Source organism: Chryseobacterium sp. JUb7 (assembly GCF_024806495.1).
In the GTDB taxonomy this organism is placed as follows: Bacteria; Bacteroidota; Bacteroidia; order Flavobacteriales; family Weeksellaceae; genus Chryseobacterium.
This window is the reverse complement of the sequence record NZ_JANUFF010000001.1, coordinates 490,093-508,278: the sequence shown is the minus strand read 5'-3', so window position 1 is coordinate 508,278 and position 18,186 is coordinate 490,093. Positions and strand designations below refer to the sequence as shown.

17 protein-coding genes are annotated in these 18,186 nt (G+C 35.0%); 7 read left to right on the top strand and 10 right to left on the bottom strand.

All coding sequences use genetic code 11. The annotated features are described in order from the left end of the window. Positions 1–16 precede the first annotated feature (16 nt). From M2373_RS02365 to porQ, 5 genes are all read right to left on the bottom strand, one after another. Positions 17–517: a phosphoribosyl-ATP pyrophosphatase gene (locus M2373_RS02365; protein WP_259107039.1), complete on the bottom strand. Its 501-nt coding sequence runs from the start codon at positions 515–517 to the stop codon at positions 17–19. 3 nt (positions 518–520) lie between these two features. Further along, the gene (locus tag M2373_RS02360; protein WP_259107037.1) at positions 521–829 is read right to left on the bottom strand and encodes a phage holin family protein; all 309 of its coding nucleotides are present in this window, start codon (positions 827–829) and stop codon (positions 521–523) included. A 79-nt stretch (positions 830–908) separates the two neighbouring features. Next, on the bottom strand, positions 909–1,259 hold the full coding sequence (locus M2373_RS02355) for a YtxH domain-containing protein (RefSeq protein ID WP_259107035.1): 351 nt from the start codon (positions 1,257–1,259) through the stop codon (positions 909–911). A gap of 96 nt (positions 1,260–1,355) precedes the next feature. Beyond that, complete coding sequence (cmk, locus tag M2373_RS02350; RefSeq protein WP_259107034.1) at positions 1,356–2,030, bottom strand: (d)CMP kinase; 675 nt, start codon at positions 2,028–2,030, stop codon at positions 1,356–1,358. Positions 2,031–2,178: 148 nt separating this feature from the next. Continuing rightward, a complete protein-coding gene (porQ, locus tag M2373_RS02345; RefSeq protein WP_259107033.1) occupies positions 2,179–3,171 on the bottom strand; it encodes a type IX secretion system protein PorQ in 993 nt (330 codons plus the stop codon). A gap of 492 nt (positions 3,172–3,663) precedes the next feature. Between porQ and pyrH the strand changes: the two genes are divergently transcribed. After that, positions 3,664–4,371, top strand: coding sequence for a UMP kinase (gene pyrH, locus M2373_RS02340; protein WP_259107032.1), 708 nt, complete (start codon positions 3,664–3,666; stop codon positions 4,369–4,371). A 108-nt stretch (positions 4,372–4,479) separates the two neighbouring features. Continuing rightward, positions 4,480–5,034: a ribosome recycling factor gene (gene frr, locus M2373_RS02335; RefSeq protein ID WP_259107031.1), complete on the top strand. Its 555-nt coding sequence runs from the start codon at positions 4,480–4,482 to the stop codon at positions 5,032–5,034. Positions 5,035–5,089: 55 nt separating this feature from the next. On the opposite strand, the gene M2373_RS02330 is transcribed toward frr, so the two are convergent. From M2373_RS02330 to M2373_RS02315, 4 genes are all read right to left on the bottom strand, one after another. Continuing rightward, entirely contained in the window at positions 5,090–5,710 is a 621-nt protein-coding gene (locus M2373_RS02330) for a hypothetical protein (RefSeq protein ID WP_259107030.1), read from the bottom strand. Positions 5,711–6,035: 325 nt separating this feature from the next. Next, entirely contained in the window at positions 6,036–7,490 is a 1,455-nt protein-coding gene (locus tag M2373_RS02325) for an LptF/LptG family permease (protein ID WP_259107029.1), read from the bottom strand. A gap of 122 nt (positions 7,491–7,612) precedes the next feature. Further along, the gene (locus M2373_RS02320) at positions 7,613–8,260 is read right to left on the bottom strand and encodes an outer membrane lipoprotein carrier protein LolA (RefSeq protein WP_259107027.1); all 648 of its coding nucleotides are present in this window, start codon (positions 8,258–8,260) and stop codon (positions 7,613–7,615) included. A 62-nt stretch (positions 8,261–8,322) separates the two neighbouring features. After that, positions 8,323–10,890 (bottom strand): DNA translocase FtsK, encoded by a 2,568-nt coding sequence (locus M2373_RS02315; RefSeq protein ID WP_259107026.1) that lies wholly within the window; start codon positions 10,888–10,890, stop codon positions 8,323–8,325. Positions 10,891–11,539: 649 nt separating this feature from the next. On the opposite strand from M2373_RS02315, the gene M2373_RS02310 reads away from it, so the two are divergent. The 5 genes from M2373_RS02310 (at position 11,540) to M2373_RS02290 (ending at position 17,649) form a co-directional block, all read left to right on the top strand. Beyond that, complete coding sequence (locus M2373_RS02310) at positions 11,540–12,184, top strand: cysteine hydrolase family protein (RefSeq protein ID WP_259107025.1); 645 nt, start codon at positions 11,540–11,542, stop codon at positions 12,182–12,184. A gap of 68 nt (positions 12,185–12,252) precedes the next feature. Next, positions 12,253–12,837, top strand: coding sequence for a Crp/Fnr family transcriptional regulator (locus M2373_RS02305; protein ID WP_310467822.1), 585 nt, complete (start codon positions 12,253–12,255; stop codon positions 12,835–12,837). A gap of 195 nt (positions 12,838–13,032) precedes the next feature. Further along, a complete protein-coding gene (ccsA, locus tag M2373_RS02300; RefSeq protein ID WP_259107023.1) occupies positions 13,033–16,299 on the top strand; it encodes a cytochrome c biogenesis protein CcsA in 3,267 nt (1,088 codons plus the stop codon). A 211-nt stretch (positions 16,300–16,510) separates the two neighbouring features. Continuing rightward, positions 16,511–17,377 (top strand): SPFH domain-containing protein, encoded by an 867-nt coding sequence (locus M2373_RS02295; RefSeq protein WP_259107021.1) that lies wholly within the window; start codon positions 16,511–16,513, stop codon positions 17,375–17,377. Positions 17,378–17,460: 83 nt separating this feature from the next. Continuing rightward, positions 17,461–17,649 (top strand): Arc family DNA binding domain-containing protein, encoded by a 189-nt coding sequence (locus M2373_RS02290; protein WP_259107019.1) that lies wholly within the window; start codon positions 17,461–17,463, stop codon positions 17,647–17,649. A 225-nt stretch (positions 17,650–17,874) separates the two neighbouring features. On the opposite strand, the gene M2373_RS02285 is transcribed toward M2373_RS02290, so the two are convergent. Continuing rightward, on the bottom strand, positions 17,875–18,072 hold the full coding sequence (locus M2373_RS02285; protein ID WP_259107016.1) for a hypothetical protein: 198 nt from the start codon (positions 18,070–18,072) through the stop codon (positions 17,875–17,877). Positions 18,073–18,186: the final 114 nt, after the last annotated feature.

Here is an 18,186-nt window from a genome sequence, read left to right as displayed (position 1 = left end):
TTTAACTTCTTATAATTTATATAAGCTGTTCCAAACTCGAAACGCTTTTATTTTTCTGATAAGTTTCTAATTTTTTTCGTACAAATTTTAAGGCAACAGGAGCAAGATAAATCAAGACGGCACCCAGAAGTTTTTTCTTCCAGTTGGAGCTTTTTATATTTTTCTTCGCAAAATTACCTACAAATGCTGTAACTCCTAATTTGATAAGAGCATCAACGGCACCTGAGTTTTTTAAAGCTGAACCGGCCAGTTCTTTTGCTGCATTTTTATTGATAAATACATCCTTCATTTCTGAAGTAAGCTGTTTTACAATTACATCTTTTCTGAGAACAACTTTTTCTTCCCCGTTTTCGTCTACTTTTTCCTGTAAATACTGGTCGGTAAGACCATTGGTAAAAGCGCTTAAACTTTCTTTTGTGTTTTTAAAGGTAAGGAGATTTTCTAAATCATTAATTTCACTTTTTAATAATTTTTTCTTTATTCTTAGCTCTTCTAAGCTTTCATACTTTCTACTCATAGCTTAATGATTTAAAAATTTAATAACCTGATCAGCTACATAATTTACGATTTTCTTTTTAAAAATAACAATAAAAATCATTATCAGAAAATAAAATGCAGCTACAACCAAGAATCCATAGGAGTGATCGCCAAGCGCTCTTCCTATCAGGAACGCGATTCCAAAGTTGAACAGGATAAGAAAAAAAGTGAAGGTAACCAGTAATATGACAAAATAAGCAATCATTCCTGCTGAAATAGAAGACTTTTCCGTGGCTTCAATTTTCAACAGATCTATTCTCTTAGAAGCATATTCTTTTATAGTTTCAATCATTGTTTTTATTTAAAGTTACAAAAAAAGGAACTTTCGTGCACAAAGTTCCTTCCCATAATTTACTTAAAAAATAAATTATTTATTTTTTAAGATCATTCAATCCTGCTTCTACATCCTTTACTACGTCTGTAGTTTTAGAAACGATTTGATCTTTATATTTATCGTATCCGTCTTTCATTGTGTGAGCTACATTATTAGCTGTTTCTTTGAAAGTAGAAGAAATATTACCGTACTGATCCTTAACTTTTTCAGATACTTCGTCATATTTATTCTTTGCCTGATCTTTAAGGTCGTTTGCTTTAGTTTTAATTTTCTTTCTTGTTTCTTTACCTTCTTCAGGAGCATAAAGCATTCCCAAGATCACACCTGCTGCAGCACCTGCAAGAAGTCCCGCTAATATACCCGCTGTATTGTTTCCTTTTCTAGACATTTTTCGTTTTTTTTAATAGTTAATAATATTAGTTTTTCCTTGCTGTCATAACAACAATTAACATACCAAAGGAGGCAGTATGCCTATTAAAAATTGTTAAATCTTTTGAATGTGAGATAGAATACTTTCAATAGTTTCCTTTTTGGTAAGGTTTGTATTATCAATAACGATTGCGTCTTCAGCTTGCTTCAACGGGGCAATTTCCCTTTCGCTATCGATCTTATCACGTTCAATAAGATTTTCCTTTACCTGCTGTTCATTGGCCTCAATACCCAGTCCCAGAAGTTCCATATACCTTCTTTTTGTTCTTTCATCAATGCTGGCAGTAAGAAAGAATTTAAAGTCCGCATTTGGCAGAACAACTGTCCCTATGTCACGTCCGTCCATAATAATGCCGCCTTTTTCTGCCAGGCTGCGTTGAGACTGGAGCAAGAAGTCACGAACTTCCTTCTGCTTGGCCACCAGGCTTACATTGTCTGAAACTTCATTGGAACGTATTGCTTTTGAAATATCAATGTGGTTAAGAAAAAGAACAAGCTCTCCGTTGTTATTTCTGAATTCAAGCTCAATTTGGTCAAAAGATGAAAATAATTCTTTTAGATTAATAGAACCCTCATCATTAAGGCAATTTTGAAGGGCAAACCAAGTAACACCTCTATAAAGAGCACCAGTATCTAAATGAATAAGCCCCAGTTTTTCAGCAATAACTTTAGAGATTGAACTTTTTCCGGTAGACGAGTACCCATCGATAGCAATTACAGGTTTTTTCATACCGCAAATTTCAAGAAATTTTCTTAAAAATCAAGAAACCTTAAGAGATTTTCTTAAGGTTTCTTTGTATGTTATGATGGAATCTGTTTAAAATTAATTCATTAAGATAGTTTAAATGATGAAATTTTAAAACAAATTTTTAATATAATTAATATCCGGCATGGCTGCTAAGATCTACAGAAATACCTATCTGATTAACATTTGAAGCATTGTGATATCTGATATGTGCATAATCTACACGGAATCTTGAAAGTTTAATCCCAAATCCGGCTGACAGACCCGAAAAGTTTCTTTGGTCAACGACAGCAAGCTCATTTCCCCGTTTCGCATTATAACCCAGCCTTATGTTAAAGCCTTTTTCCGGGAAAAGTTCTGCCCCGATGGAAAAGTGATCTGCGATTTTTCTTCCTGCATTCACTTCCTGACCGTTTACATTATATTCGGAAGAGATATCAAACTGCTGAAGATCGTGTGCAGTAATGGTAATCGCCAGCGGGATTACTTTTAAAATTTTAGTATATCCTACGTCTACTCTGAACGGAAGATTTTCTCTCGTTCCGTTAAAAGATTTAAACTGATATCCGAAATTTCTTGCCACCAAAGAAAGAACTTCTTTTCTTTTTTTGTTGTGATACGTAATACCGGCTGTTCCGGAAACGGCAGATGAAGTATAGTTGTCAATTTTTGAAGTGATAAAATTTAACCCTCCTCCAATGGTCCAGTCTTCTTCAAACTGATAAGCATATCCGGCACCGATAGAAACGTCGGAAGCTTTAAAAGTTCCGTTTTCAAAACCGCTTTCATCGGTTCTCGGGATATCTCCATAGCTCATGTACCGGGCATTAATAGTAGCCATATGGCCATTATCAAAATCTTTGGCATAAGCAATCGTTCCGTATTTTGAGTCGGCAAGATAAGCCGTGGCATTTACAGAAAGCTGTTTATCAGAATCTTTATTCAACAAAGCCGGGTTTGCAATAGCAAAGGAAACATCATAATCTCTTATGGAAATTGCATCGCCGCCTAAAGCAGCCTGTCTTGCAGATACAGGAATATTTAAAAATGGGTAAACATTTGTTCCTGTTTGTGCATAAGAAACAATTCCTGACAGAAATAATGAAAAAATGACAATTTTCTTCAATTCAGTTTATTATTAATGCAAAAATAATCCTTTTTCGTACTTTTCAAAATATTTATCACATTATTTATACGTAAATATTTAAGTTTTGTGAAAATAGTGGTTTTAATTTGATTTCAACAGGATTTGTATTGGTTTTTCGTAAAACGGAGGAATTCCGTTTTTGATAGATTTCAGGATTAAGTATTTTACATCAATTAGATTTAAAAACCATTGAAATCTTTTAAAAATAGAATTATAAATGGTCTTGTAATTCAATTTAAAAAATCAGCAGAACGTTTGTGCTTTGTGAAAACCGACAAAGCTTTAAAATAAAATCAGGCAGAATATTCTTCCCTGATTGGAATAGAGGGAGTAAATAACTTATTGTATTTGATCGGAAAAGTCCCTGTAGGTGGGATATTACATAAGATTCAAAAATTATAATCTATAATTTAAAATCAATATTATTAATGATTATATTTGCACAACTAAAAAAGTTATTAAAAATTAAAGATGAAATATAAAAGAATCCTTCTAAAACTTAGTGGTGAGGCCTTAATGGGGAACAGACAATACGGTATTGATAACGACAGACTGCAAGAGTATGCTGTAGAGATCAAAAAAGTGGTGGAAAAAGGTTGCGAAGTTGCCATTGTAATTGGAGGAGGAAATATTTTCCGTGGAGTAGCTGGTGCTGCAAAAGGAATGGACAGAGTGCAGGGTGACTACATGGGAATGCTTGCAACAGTGATCAACGGAATGGCTTTGCAGGGTGCTTTGGAAGATGCAGGAATCAAAACAAGACTTCAGTCTGCTATTGAAATGGACAAAGTTGCGGAACCTTTCATCAAAAGAAGAGCCGTAAGACACCTTGAGAAGGGAAGAGTCGTAATCTTCGGGGCAGGAACGGGAAACCCTTATTTTACAACAGATACGGCAGCTACATTAAGAGCTATCGAAATTGGAGCTGATGTTATTTTAAAAGGAACAAGAGTAGACGGAATCTACGACAGCGATCCTGAGAAAAACGAAAATGCAGTAAAATACAATTCATTATCTTTCGACGAAGTTTTCGAAAAGAACCTTAAAGTAATGGATATGACGGCATTTACTTTAAGTCACGAAAATAAATTACCTATCATTGTTTTTGATATGAACAAAGACGGAAATTTAGTGAAAATTGTAGACGGAGAAAATGTTGGTACTTTAGTTGATTTGTAATATTTCAGGGATTAGGTAATAAGATTCGGAGATTCATCAATTACTTATTACCCATTACTTTATTACTAATTATTTAAAATGTGTAACTATTCAAATTTTAATTATATAATGGAAGAATTAGATCTTATAGTAGAGTCAGTACAACACGATATGGAAGGAGCTATTAAGCACTTGGAGCATGCATTTCAGAGAATCAGAGCTGGGCGTGCGTCCACAAACATGGTTCAGGATGTTATGGTGGAATATTACGGAGCATTAACTCCGATCAACCAGGTTGCGAATGTTTCTGTACCGGATGCAATGACGATTTCTATTCAACCTTGGGACTCAAAAGCAATTAATGATATCGAAAAAGCGATCGTTAATTCAAATTTAGGTTTTGCACCTTCTAATAACGGAATTAACATTATTCTTAATGTTCCGCCTTTAACAGAGGAAAGAAGAAGAGACCTGGCAAAGCAGGCTAAAGGAGAAACTGAAGATACGAAAATCGTTGTAAGAAACGCAAGACAAAGCGGTTTGAAAGAACTTAAAAAGCTTGACGGAGTTTCTGAAGACCTTATTAAAGGAATAGAAGCAGATATCCAGGTTTTAACAGATAAATATGTAAAAGCTTGTGATGATCATCTTAAAGTAAAAGAGGCTGAAATTATGAAAGTATAATTTTCAGTTTTGAAAATAAAAAAGCGGTTTCAATTTTTTGAGACCGCTTTTACTTTTAAAGACAGGGAATGTCTTTTTTATCTTTATTTTTCAGAATCGACTGATAAATAGTCATCAATTCTTTTACATCACATTTTACTTCTTTGTTAGGCACTTTCCCAGGGTCTGTATTTTTGCCGACTGACCGAATGGTGTAGCTTTTCTCAAGACATTGTATAGGATTCTCATGTTGAAGGTATATGCGCTGTTGGGTAATGCTGTCTTTTGTTATTGGTTTTTCCGGAGTTCCTCCATCAAACTGCCATAAAGTATCATCTTTGAAAATGAAAAATACATGATCATTTTTTACGTAATATTTTGTGAGCGATGAAAAATGACTGTCAGCAAAAAAGTGTTTTACCATTTTTAGTTTTTGATTTTCGTAATATAAATGAACTTCTCCTTCAGTTTCTTCGCAGTTGTAACTGAAGCTTGTTGAATCAAGCTTTTGGGATAATAATTTATCATTTAAAACAGCAAACTCCTTTTTTATTTCATCAATGTTTTCCGGAAGGGTTTCTGTAGGTACTGAATCTTTTCTGGTAATTAAGCTGTCTTTTCTCTCAATACTTTTCTCTGATTCTTTTTTGCAGCAAATAAGTAATGTTAAGCATAAAATAAAAGGTGAAATTTTCATATTTATAAGCGATTTGGTTGTCGCAATATTATAAAAAATATTTAGAGCCTGTTTAAATGTAGTTCAAAAAATTGTATAAGATTTTGATAGTTCGATAAAATCTCTACAGGCAAGCTCAATCTGACACCGTCGAATCATAAAGTTAGTATTAAATTTGTCAGCCTAAGCTTTTCGAAGGTTATAACTAATAGTTGTTGAAAATCAAAATAATGAAGATGTTTTAACGGAATTTAAACAGACTCTTAAATCAAAAAAAAGACATTCAATGATGTTAAACAAAAAAGATCCGGCAAAATGCGGATCTTTTTTATCATTAGAAGAGATGTTATTGATATCTCTTATGTTCTTTATTTTTAACAAATAGTTTAGTAATTGGCTTAAAGAAAGTCTTGTATTTCTCAGCATCAAATAACTGTGAATCGGTAAGCGCTTTATAAGTCATCCAAACTCCAAAAGGGAAGAGCACCATATTAGGAATCCATGCCGCCAGATAAGGGTTCATTTTCCCCGACCATGCGACGTTTTCGACTCCAACGTTTATGACATAGAAAATGATGAAAATCACAATCGCAATGATTACCGGAAGTCCCATTCCTCCTTTTCTGATGATAGACCCTAAACTTGCCCCGATAAGGAAGAAAATAATACAGGTGAAAGAATAGGTAAGGATCCTTTGCTGGTAGATCACCACTTTACTGAAATATTTTACATTCGGAGTGATCTCTCCATTTTTAGATTCTACGGTTGTTTTCAGATTCTCCAGCCTGTTGTAGGCATTGTAAATCATCTCAAGTTTTTTATCCTTTTTTAATGTGTCCAGTTTGATTTGAGGTTTTGGAGCGGCTTTCGCTTTGTTTTTATCCATATAGCTGATGACAGGATTGGCCTGGTTCAGAACATCACTTCCTACGGTTTCAAAGAAACGGGCATTATCTTTTTTATTTTTATTAATCGTCTCTTCCAATTTATTAAAAGTCTGAAAACGATAATCATCCGTGATCTGCTCCTCTTCAATTGCTTTATTGATAATTTCGCTGACGTCAAAGTGAGAAACCAGCGTATCAAATTTAATGGCCTGGTCAGGTTGCTTTATTCTTACATTGTCGGGCTTACCTGCAATATTATCTTCAAAAACATATCCGTTATATAAAACAAGCTTTAGGAAGTTTTTATTGGCAGCAGGGACAAATTTTCCTTTTTCTGCTACGATTGATTGTTGATTTTCAAAAGTACTGGCCTTTCTGTGAACAAAAACCCCTTCAATATTTTCTCCGTCATTTCCATAAATTTTATCAAATTTCACCATATAACCGGGTATCTGATCAATAAACTGCCCGGGAGTGAAGTTCAGTGCAGGCTTGGTTTGTGCAATATTAAAAAGCATGTTTTTGGCCTTTCGCTGAAAATCCGGAATGATATTGTTGGAGAAAAAATAGAGCATAATGGAAAGCACGGTGGTTACGCCCAAAAGAGGAAGCATGACACGCGTTAGAGAAATTCCGGCTGCTTTCATGGCAGCGAGCTCATACCGTTCTCCAAATTCACCGAAAGACATAATGCTGGCCAGAAGGATGGTAAGCGGCAGTACCATACTGATAACGCTTACTCCAAGATAAAAAAGCAGTTTTAGGATTTGCCAGTAGCTTAATCCCTTTCCCATAAATTGTCCCAACTGAACCCAGATAATGTTTACAATAAAGATGAAAAACAATACACTGAATATAAAGAAAAACGGTCCAAAGAAGGTCTTTATGATATATCGGTCTAGTATTTTTAACATTCGCCAAAATTAATCAAAAAGCCACAAAGTTTTCTTTGCAGCTCTTATATTTTATGAAATTTTTATAATTAAGCATAAGCAAAAAGAATAATTGATCAGTAAGCTTATGACTTTCTTCAGATTTAAAGGTCTGTAATGACGTAATTTTTATATTTATTTTTATCAAAAACAAACATATTAGGGTCAAGATCCTGATTTTCCTTATAGTCTTTGATTGCAATTACAGCTACATCTTTGTTGTTTCCGTGCTGCTCAATTTTTACCATTTGTTTTTTTGCAGAATCTACAAAAAGATAAACATATTTAATTCCGTTGGATTTAACAGGCGTAAGTTTGATAAAGTCTGCATTTACACCATTCACGGATTTTTTTCCGCCATACGTTACATTATAATCATTTCTGTAGGTGGTAAGGTAATTGATAGGGGAGAACATGGTAGAGTTGCCGTTGGGTTTTGCGGTCGTCACTTCCATATCATCTACGCTGATATTATAGATTTTGTTGCCGTCAAAGATCTGTTCGGTATCCATAATCTTCAGCTTGTATTTATCTCCGGCTGTATAATAAATTCCGGGTTCTGTTTTGGTAACCTGACCGTTTACTCCGCTTCCAAATGAAAATTTGAAATAAGAATTCTTTTTGGACTTATAATTTGCTGTGATATCATCCAGAATCTTTTTAGCTTTTGCATCAATCTTCTGTGCGTTGGCAAATCCTGCAGCTCCTACAACAAATCCGCTTAATATAACTTTTGATATAATATTTTTCATTTTTCTTATTTAATAATTTTAGACTTACTTCAGTTTTAAAAGTTAAAACCTGAGATTTTAATTTATCTGCGCAAATCTTCCAAAAACTGTTCCAAAGAATGAAGGTCACTGATGATAACCTCTCTTGCTTTAGCTCCGTTAAATCCTCCTACGATACCACTTGCCTCAAGCTGATCCATAATTCTTCCGGCTCTGTTGTATCCTAACTTCAACTGTCTCTGAAGCATAGATGTAGAGCCTTGCTGAGTGGAAACGATAATTCTTGCTGCCTCCTCAAATAATGCATCTTTTTCATTGGGGTCAAAACTTCCGACTGAACTTGTCGCTTCTTCAGAAACATATTCGGGAAGAATAAATGCTGAAGGGTATCCTTTTTGTTCTCCGATAAATTCTGCCAGTCTTTCTACTTCCGGTGTATCTACAAAAGCACACTGAAGTCTTAATATTTCATTTCCGTTGAAATAAAGCATGTCTCCTTTACCAATCAGCTGATCCGCTCCCGGAGAATCCAGGATCGTTCTTGAATCCACACTTGAAATTACTCTGAAGGCTGCTCTTGCCGGGAAGTTGGCTTTAATCATACCTGTAATTACGTTAACAGATGGTCTTTGTGTGGCTACAATTAAGTGAATACCTACTGCTCTGGCAAGCTGTGCTAATCTCGCAATCGGTAATTCAACTTCTTTTCCGGCTGTCATAATCAAATCTGCAAACTCATCAACCACCAAAACAATGTATGGCAAATAACGGTGTCCATTTTCAGGATTCAGTTTTCTTTCTGAGAATTTTTTATTGTATTCTTTTAAATTTTTACAGAAAGCATTTTTCAGCAAATCATATCTTGTATCCATCTCTACACAAAGAGAATTTAAGGTATTGATTACTTTATTTGTATCTGTTATAATGGCATCATCGGTATCAGGAAGCTTTGCTAAATAATGTCTTTCGATTTTAGAATATAAAGAAAGCTCCACTTTTTTAGGGTCTACCATTACAAATTTCAGTTCACTTGGATGTTTTTTGTAAAGCAATGAGGTAAGAATGGCATTAATACCCACTGATTTACCCTGACCTGTAGCACCGGCCATCAGTAAGTGAGGCATTTTTGATAAGTCGGCCATGAAAATTTCGTTTGAAATGGTCTTTCCAAAAACAACCGGAAGATCCATATCTGTATTCTGAAATTTCTGAGAAGCAATCACCGAACGCATTGAAACCATGGTAGGGTTTTTTCTCGGAACCTCAATTCCGATGGTTCCTTTTCCAGGCATCGGAGCAATAATTCTGATTCCTAATGCGGAAAGGTTAAGTGCAATATCGTCCTGTAGTTTTTTGATCGCTGAAACTCTGATTCCTGCTTCAGGAACAATTTCGTATAAGGTAACTGTCGGTCCGATCGTTGCTTTAATTTCAGAAATACCTACATTAAAGTTTTTCAGTAACCCGACGATTTTATTTTTATTTTCCTCTAATTCTTCTTTATTGATAGAAATTTCTTCGTTTCCATAATCTTTTAAAAGCTCAACAGGCGGCATCTGGAACTTAGCAAGATCCAGTTTGTGGTCGTAAAGACCATGTTGATTGATCAGGTCCTGAGATTTTCTGTCAGGTTCATCCAGAACATCAATAACGGGAGCTACTTCTACATTAAATTTTATTTCTTCCTTCGCAGCAGTAGAAACTGAAGCAACGGGTGCAGGGGTTGGCTTAATGTCAAAAGCCTGCTCCGGAGTGGAAGTCGGAATACTTGGTTTTGTATTTAGATTTAAATTGACTGAATTTGAAAAATCATTTTTGGGATCTTCCTCAAATGAAGTGTGGTTGGGGGTGACGATTGTGTCTAAATTGGTAGAAACAGGAACTTCAGGAAATCCTTTCGGAACACTTACCGGCTCCGGCTCCTGAACTTTTTTAGGAGTTTCAATTTCTGTTACCGTAACTTTTGGCGTGTTTTCCTGTGCTGCTTCAGCCTCTACTTCCAGTTCTTCATCAGCTTCGAAATTTTCATCGGAATTCGGCATCATTGATTTTACCTTTCCGATCGTATTTTCGTTAATCTGATCCAGTTTTGCTTTTACGGAGCTTGGTCTTAAATTAAATTCAAGAATAAAATATAAAATAATACTTGATGCCAGCACAAGCCAAAGACCCACTGTTCCGATAATAGAATTAAGAGAATCCATAATCTGATACCCGTATACTCCGCTCAAAACACCACCTTGTCCTTTTGTAAATGCTGCCCCAAAGAAAATAGGAAGCCAGCAGATAAAAAACAGGGAGTGTCCCACAGTCATCCATGGTTTAAATGTTCTTTTTTTCAGAATCACAGTTCCGAAAACAAGAAATAAAAATGCTATAATAAATGATGCGACTCCGATACTTTCGAAAATGAAAATATTTCCCAGCCAGTCACCCAATTTTCCAAAAAGATTTGAAGATTTTATGCTTTTATCCATCATCGTTCCTGCCTGACTCTGATCGGCTTTCCAATTCATCAGATAAGAGACAAATGAGAAAGTAAGAACGATAGAAAAAAGTATAAAAGTAAGCCCGAAAAATACACGCGGCTTAGATAAAAATTTGCCTTTATCAGGCGATTCCGGTTGTTTGTTTTGTGTGTTTTTATTCATAATGTCAATGTGGCAAATTTAATGTTTTTTAAACATTAAATGAATGCTTTTTTTGCTTAAAAGAACTTTATTTTTTCCTTACTGATCAGGGGTAATGATTTTTCTTCGTTTGGATTTTGAATGATTAAAAATATTTAAAATAAAACAATTTTCAATTAAAAATATGATGTATTTTTTTGTTTTAAACCTAAATGTATGTAATTAAAATTTTGACAGTGACTCTGAATACAGCGGCTGTAGACTTTGCGATTCATTTTAGTATAAAGGTTAAATTAATATTTTCGTTCTTATCGAAATTGTATTCAGCAAAGAATGTTCCGCTTGTTGTTCTGATACAGGTTGAATCTAAGAGCATGTTTAAATTTGGTTCAAAAAATATCTAAGATTTCGATAGTTCGACAAGCTTACTACAGGCTAAGCTCAATCTGACACTGTTAAATCATACATTTAGTATTAGGTTTGTCAGTCTGAGCCCGTCGAAGACTAGAATTAATATGTATTGAAAATCAATATAATAAAAATATTAGAAAGAATTTTAAACAGGCTCTAAGTGAAATTCATTCATGAAGATTAAAATATTCATTTTTTGAACTAGTTCAAATGTCAGGAGTTTTGGCATTCCTAATTTTGTTCCAAGAAAATTTAACGTATGAAAAATTTATTTAAAGGTATTCTGACATTATGCCTGATCTTAATTTCAATAGTAACAGTTAACGCACAAAAGAAAAAGAACATGGAAAAAACAGCATTATTAATCATTGATGTACAGAATGATTATTTTAAAGGAGGCAGCATGACCCTAGTGGGAGCAGAAGAGGCCGGTAAAAAGACTCAGCAGGTTTTAGGTTTTTTTAGAAAAAATAATCTTCCGGTGATTCATATCATGCACATTGCAACCAATGAAGACGCGACTTTCTTTTTGCCGGATACAAAAGGGGCGGAAATTAACTCTTTAGTTGCTCCGGAAAAAGGTGAAAAGATAATTGTAAAGCATTATCCGAACAGTTTCAGAGAGACAGAACTTTTAGAATATTTAAAAGCAAATGGGGTTGAAAATCTTGTGATTACAGGAATGATGACCGATGTCTGTGTAGAGTCGACAACCAGAGCGGCTTTTGATTTAGGTTTTAATAATACTATTATAGGTGATGCAACCGCAACCAGAGACCGTGAATTATATGGGAAAGTAGTAAAAGCTGAGGAAGTTCAGCGATCGTTTCTGGCAGGAATTTCAGCATTGGGAAGTCTGTACACACAGGTTGTAACAGCAGCAGATTTTTTAAAAGTTAAATAATATTATTCAGATGAATAAAAATAAAGGTATCAATAATTATTGGTATCTTTATTTTGCTTTAAACATCCATGATGTACGATTTACTGTATAAAAATATCAGTCGATATATTCAACTTTCGGATCCGGAATTTAAAAACTTTTCCAGACTTTTCCGGCTTCAAAAGTTTAAGAAAAAAGAAACGGTTCTGAGTGAAGGCAGTTATTGTCATTTTGAAGCTTTTGTTTTGAACGGATGTTTCAAAGTTTATTTTTTAAATGAAGAAGGGGTGGAGCAGACGTTGTATTTTGCCGTTGAAAGCTGGTGGATTACCGATCTCGACAGCCTGATCAACAATGTTCCGAGCACTTTGAATATTGAAGCACTCGAAGACAGCGAAGTGTTGGTGATCTCAAAAAAAGATAAGGAATTTCTTTACGAAAAGATGCCACAGATTGAAAAGCTTTTCAGGATAATGAATCAGCAGTCTACGGTTGCTTTGCAGAGAAGAATTCTATCCTTAATGAACAAAACGGCTGACAAAAGGTATCTGGAATTTTTGGAAAAATATCCGACTTTAGAACAAAAGCTTACCCAACAGCAGATCGCCTCATATCTCGGTATCTCTCACGAATTTCTGAGCAAGATCAGAAAGAAAACAAGTCTTGGCAGATAGATACATTCAATCAGTGATATAGCTTTTTTGAATCCATATTTTACGAATGTTAAAATTTAAATTTTCTTCAGTTATATTTTAGTTATTAAGAACGCTTCAAAATAACGTTTGCGGGCTGTAAAGTGATAAAAAACAGCTTTTTTTATCCTCTTTATAGTTAATCATGCTTATTTTTGCATGTCAAGTAAATAAATCATGAAGAAGCTCCAAGATATTCTTATCTCAACCAGAACAATGGCTGTGCTGTTACTGGTGTATGCATTTGCCATGGCCTATGCAACGTTCTTAGAAAACGACTACGGAACTCCCACAGCGAAGGCATTAATTTATGAAGCAAAATGGTTTGAATTAATCATGTTTTTGCTCATTCTCAACTTCATTGGAAATATCGGAAGATACAGACTCTGGAAAAGAGAAAAATGGCCGGTTTTAATTTTTCACCTTGCATTTGTGCTTATTTTCATAGGTGGTGCTATCACAAGATACATCAGTTTTGAAGGAACAATGCATATCAGAGAGGGAGAAACCTCAAATGAAATTGTAACCGACAAAAATTTTCTTAAAATTCAGATTGAAGAAAAAGGCGATGTCTTAAATTATCAGGATATTCCTTATCTGATGTCTCCTTTGCATAAAGATCTTGAGGCTACTTACGACTTCCGCGGTAAAGAAGTGAAAGTAACGGCTAAAGACTATGTTCAGAGAAAAAAAGACAGCTTAATTGCTGATCCTAGTGGTGCTGAATATCTTCATTTGGTTTCAACAGGAAATACAGGAAGACAGAATATTTATATTAAACCGGGTGAAACAAAATCTATCAACGGAACTTTGGTTACTTTCAACAGAGCCATTGACGGTGCTGTTGAATTTAAAAACGAAGGCGGAAAGTTATTCATCAAAACTCCTGTTGATGCTACTTATATGACCATGGCAACTCAGGCTACAGGAAATACACTGAAAGATGAATTCCAGCCTTTGGCACTGAGAAGTTTATATACAATCAACGAACTGAAGCTTGTTATTCCTGAAGGATTGAAAAAAGGAAGACTGATGGCTTTTGAAGGCGACAGAAAAAAAGATCAGATGGTCCCGGATGTACTGACTGTAGAGCTTCAGGGTCCCAAATCAAAGCAGCTTGTTGATCTTTCCGTTGAAAAAGGAAATCCTAATGCATACAAGCAAGTGACGATGGATGGTTTAAATATTATGGTGGGCTTTGGTCCTAAAATTTATACAACACCTTTCGCTCTAAAATTAGACGACTTCGTAATGGAGACGTATCCCGGAAGTTCATCTCCGAGTGCTTATGAAAGTCATGTTAAAATTATTGATCAGGGGAAACAGACTCCTTATAAAATTTATATGAACAATGTATTGAATCATGGTGGGTACCGTTTTTTCCAGTCTAGTTTTGATCCGGACAGAATGGGAACTGTTTTGTCTGTAAATCATGATTTCTGGGGAACTTTAATCTCTTATATCGGATATGCATTTTTGTTCTTCGGAATGTTTGTGATCTTCTTCTGGAAGGGAACGCATTTCTGGAAATTAAACAAAATGCTGACAGATGTTAATAAAAAAAGAGGTGCTGCGGTACTTTTACTATTCTTAAGTTTAGGATTAAATGCTCAGAAAATTGAAACTCACGGGACAACTGACGGAAGCAGAGAACACATTCATGTAGAAGGTGAAACTCATAATCATGCTCCGGCACCTGAATCTGCGCAGGCTCAACAAGGTCCTCAACAGAACTCGCTGGCAGCTCCGTTAACCAAAATGAGAAGCATTTCTCCGGATGAAATTATTGCAAGAAATAAAATCAGCAAGGAGCATGCAGATAAATTCGGATATCTTTTGGTTCAGAATTTTGAGGGAAGAATTGTTCCTATCAATACCGAAGCATTAGATGTTTTAAGAAAATTATACAAAAAAGACGAATTCAAAGGAACGGATGGAAAGTCTCTGACGGCCAACCAGTGGTTTCTTTCAATTAATACAGATACGCCAAGCTGGACCATGGTTCCAATGATTAAAGTCGGAACAAAAGGTGGTGACGAGCTTAAGAAGAAAACTAAGGCTGATGATGAAGGCTATACTTCATTAATGAATCTTTTCCCGGCTGATGCTAATGGAAATCTTACCTATATTTTAGAGCATGATTACAATACGGCTTTCCGTAAGAAACCATCTGAACAGACAAACTATGATAAAGAGGTAATTTCTGTAAACGAAAGAGTTCAGATCTTCAATGAGTTTTTCAGCGGTCAGTTTATGAGAATCGTTCCAGTGAAAAATGATGCAAATCACACATGGCATTCTTGGCTGGATCAGAAATTCGAACCGGATATGGAGTCTCAGCAGGTAATGGGTCCTTATTTTGCGGAAGCTTTGGCAGCGCAAAAATCCGGTGACTGGAGCAAGGCTGATGCAGAATTGGTGAAGCTTTCAGAATATCAGCAGAAGTGGGGGAAAGCGGTAGTTCCTGCAAAATCTAAAGTTGATCTTGAGGTTTTCATGAATAAAGTGAATATCAACTTCAAATTATTAATTTTCTATACTCTGGTTGGAGGATTGCTACTGATTTTAGGATTTGTGGAATTATTCAAGCCTAATAAAATTTTAAATAAAACCATTAAAATAATTATCGCTCTTGGAATTGTTGGATATGCTTTCCATTTCCTTGGGCTGGTTGCAAGATGGTATATTTCGGGTCACGCGCCTTGGAGTAACGGGTATGAAGCGATTATCTTTATTTCGTGGGTTGGTATTACAGCGGGTCTGATTTTATATAGAAACTCAAACGCGCTGATTCCTGCAGCAGGATTTATGGTGGCAGTTATTATGATGGGATTTGCTCACGGAGGTTCAGCTCTTGATCCGCAGATCACACCATTGGTTCCTGTACTGAAATCTTACTGGCTGATCGTTCACGTAGCGATTATTACCTCAAGTTACGGTTTCTTTGCCCTGTCAATGATCATTGCGGTAATTAGTTTGGTATTCTATATTATTTCAAATAAAGACACTTACAAAATTCACCACGATACAACGTTGAAAGAATTGGTTATCGTTTCTGAAATGTCTCTTACCATTGGTTTGTTTGCATTAACAGTCGGAAACTTCTTAGGAGGAATCTGGGCCAATGAATCTTGGGGTAGATACTGGAGCTGGGATCCTAAAGAAACCTGGGCTTTCATTTCGATCATGGTATATGCTTTTGTACTGCATATGAGATTGGTACCTGGTTTAAGAAGCAAATGGGCATTCCACGTGGCGACGATGTTTGCATTCTGCTCAATGGTAATGACGTACTTTGGAGTAAATTATTACTTAAGCGGACTTCACTCATATGCAGCGGGTGATCCTGTTCCGGTGCCGGCTTGGGTTTACATAGGCTTAGCAACAATGACTCTTTTATCATTAGTTTCTTATTTTAAATTTAAAACTTTAAATAAGAAATAAATTTTAAAATCTTAATAATTCAAATCCCTGAAATTAATTTTTCAGGGATTTTTTTGTACAATTTTCAAAGACTTATGAAATTGAGGCGTTGCCAATATAGATGCTGAGCGAAGTCGAAACATCTCAAAAAAAAGTAAACCAATAAGTCATAATTCAAAACTTATGTATATCTTTATGATATCAAAATAATATCATTTTAAAATATCACATTATGGAAAAAATCTTAAAACCTATTTCAGGATACTTAACATTAGTCTTCTGTTTAATACTTTTTGTAACCTCTGTTTATCTTTTTGTAACAGGAGTTGATAATAGTATTGTTTATGTTGTATTGGCAATACTATGCTTTATTCTGTCCTGCTTTTTTCTAAAAGGATTAATGATTATTCAGCCTAACCATTCAAGAGTACTGAATTTCTTTGGAAAGTATGTGGGAACAGTGAAAGACAACGGCTTGTTCTTTATTAATCCCCTTTACTCATCTCAGAGAATCAGTTTGCGTTCTGAAAATTTACAGGGACAAACTTTGAAAGTAAACGATAAAATGGGAAATCCAATCGAGATTGCAGTTGTGATTGTCTGGAAAGTAGGAGATACCTATAAAGCAGCCTTCGATGTAGAAAGATATTCAGATTTTGTGAAAATGCAAAGTGAAGCTGCTGTACGTCATCTGGCGATGAGCTTTCCCTATGACAATCTGGAAGACGATCATGCACCCATTACATTAAGGGAAGGTGGTGATAAAATCAATGCTATTCTTGAACAGGAACTGACTGACCGACTTTCAAAAGCAGGAATTGTGATTCAGGAAGCAAGAATCTCGCATTTAGCGTATGCCTCGGAAATCGCAGGCGCTATGCTTCAAAGGCAGCAGGCAACAGCAATTGTAGCGGCAAGAACAAAAATTGTTGAAGGAGCAGTAGGAATGGTGGATTTAGCGTTAAAAAAGCTTTCAGAAGAAAATATTGTAGAGCTGGATGATGAAAGAAAAGCAGCAATGGTAAGCAATCTGATGGTAGTTCTTTGTGGTGAAAAAGCAGCGCAGCCAATTCTAAATGCCGGAACTTTGTATAATTAATAATTGAAAATTTTTGCAAAGTGTGGAGGCATTTTGCGTTAAAAGTAAAAAAGATCAAGCAAGAAATCAGAAAAGCAATAAAAATGAAATCAGAAAAAACTCAAAACACTCCTGAAAGCAAAGGTAAAAAATCCTTCGTCATAAGGATTGACGAGTCTACATATAAGCTACTGGAAAAATGGGCCAATGATGAATTCCGGAGTGTCAATGGACAGATTGAGTATTTACTTCATCAGAAATTAATCGAGTCAGGAAGAAAGAAAAAAGAGTAACTTTAGATCAAACTATTTTTTTTAAGTCTCCATTTTCTGATAAAACTAACTGAAAATATTACAAATAGCAATAAAAAACAGTCTGAGCGAAGTTGAAAAATCTATAGTTTCAGAACCTTTACTCTGTCGAAAAAATAGTCCGCATAAAAAATTACAACTATACATATAAATAAAAGAAAAGCAGTGAAAATTTTCACTGCTTTTTATATTCAATAGATCAATTATTTATTCAAATATCGTTGTAAAGTAATTGCTGATAACCGTCCAGAAATTTTTCCCTAAGAAATAAATAAGTGTTGAAGTAATAATACCTTTTACGGTAAAGAATATGATTCCGCCTATCCCAAATTTCTTAACTAAGCTTTTCCATTTAGAATTTTTCTTTTCTTCTGCAGGTTCATTGATCGCCTTATTATTTTCCATTCCTGAAATTCAAATGATTACCCTGCAAAGATAAGCATGTTTATAATTAGTCCAAATAAAAACCTGTTAAAAAAATTAAAATTTTGCGGTTCGTATAATATTTTTATCTTTAGA

Excerpts from the sequence above, each read along its gene's own strand:
- M2373_RS02365 (WP_259107039.1), bottom strand. The coding sequence starts at position 517 with ATGAGTAGAAAGTATGAAAGCTTAGAAGAGCTAAGAATAAAGAAAAAA.
- M2373_RS02360 (WP_259107037.1), bottom strand. The coding sequence starts at position 829 with ATGATTGAAACTATAAAAGAATATGCTTCTAAGAGAATAGATCTGTTG.
- M2373_RS02355 (WP_259107035.1), bottom strand. The coding sequence starts at position 1,259 with ATGTCTAGAAAAGGAAACAATACAGCGGGTATATTAGCGGGACTTCTT.
- cmk (WP_259107034.1), bottom strand. The coding sequence starts at position 2,030 with ATGAAAAAACCTGTAATTGCTATCGATGGGTACTCGTCTACCGGAAAA.
- pyrH (WP_259107032.1), top strand. The coding sequence starts at position 3,664 with ATGAAATATAAAAGAATCCTTCTAAAACTTAGTGGTGAGGCCTTAATG.
- frr (WP_259107031.1), top strand. The coding sequence starts at position 4,480 with ATGGAAGAATTAGATCTTATAGTAGAGTCAGTACAACACGATATGGAA.
- M2373_RS02330 (WP_259107030.1), bottom strand. The coding sequence starts at position 5,710 with ATGAAAATTTCACCTTTTATTTTATGCTTAACATTACTTATTTGCTGC.
- M2373_RS02325 (WP_259107029.1), bottom strand. The coding sequence starts at position 7,490 with ATGTTAAAAATACTAGACCGATATATCATAAAGACCTTCTTTGGACCG.
- M2373_RS02320 (WP_259107027.1), bottom strand. The coding sequence starts at position 8,260 with ATGAAAAATATTATATCAAAAGTTATATTAAGCGGATTTGTTGTAGGA.
- M2373_RS02315 (WP_259107026.1), bottom strand. The coding sequence starts at position 10,890 with ATGAATAAAAACACACAAAACAAACAACCGGAATCGCCTGATAAAGGC.
- M2373_RS02310 (WP_259107025.1), top strand. The coding sequence starts at position 11,540 with ATGAAAAATTTATTTAAAGGTATTCTGACATTATGCCTGATCTTAATT.
- M2373_RS02305 (WP_310467822.1), top strand. The coding sequence starts at position 12,253 with ATGATGTACGATTTACTGTATAAAAATATCAGTCGATATATTCAACTT.
- ccsA (WP_259107023.1), top strand. The coding sequence starts at position 13,033 with ATGAAGAAGCTCCAAGATATTCTTATCTCAACCAGAACAATGGCTGTG.
- M2373_RS02295 (WP_259107021.1), top strand. The coding sequence starts at position 16,511 with ATGGAAAAAATCTTAAAACCTATTTCAGGATACTTAACATTAGTCTTC.
- M2373_RS02290 (WP_259107019.1), top strand. The coding sequence starts at position 17,461 with ATGAAATCAGAAAAAACTCAAAACACTCCTGAAAGCAAAGGTAAAAAA.
- M2373_RS02285 (WP_259107016.1), bottom strand. The coding sequence starts at position 18,072 with ATGGAAAATAATAAGGCGATCAATGAACCTGCAGAAGAAAAGAAAAAT.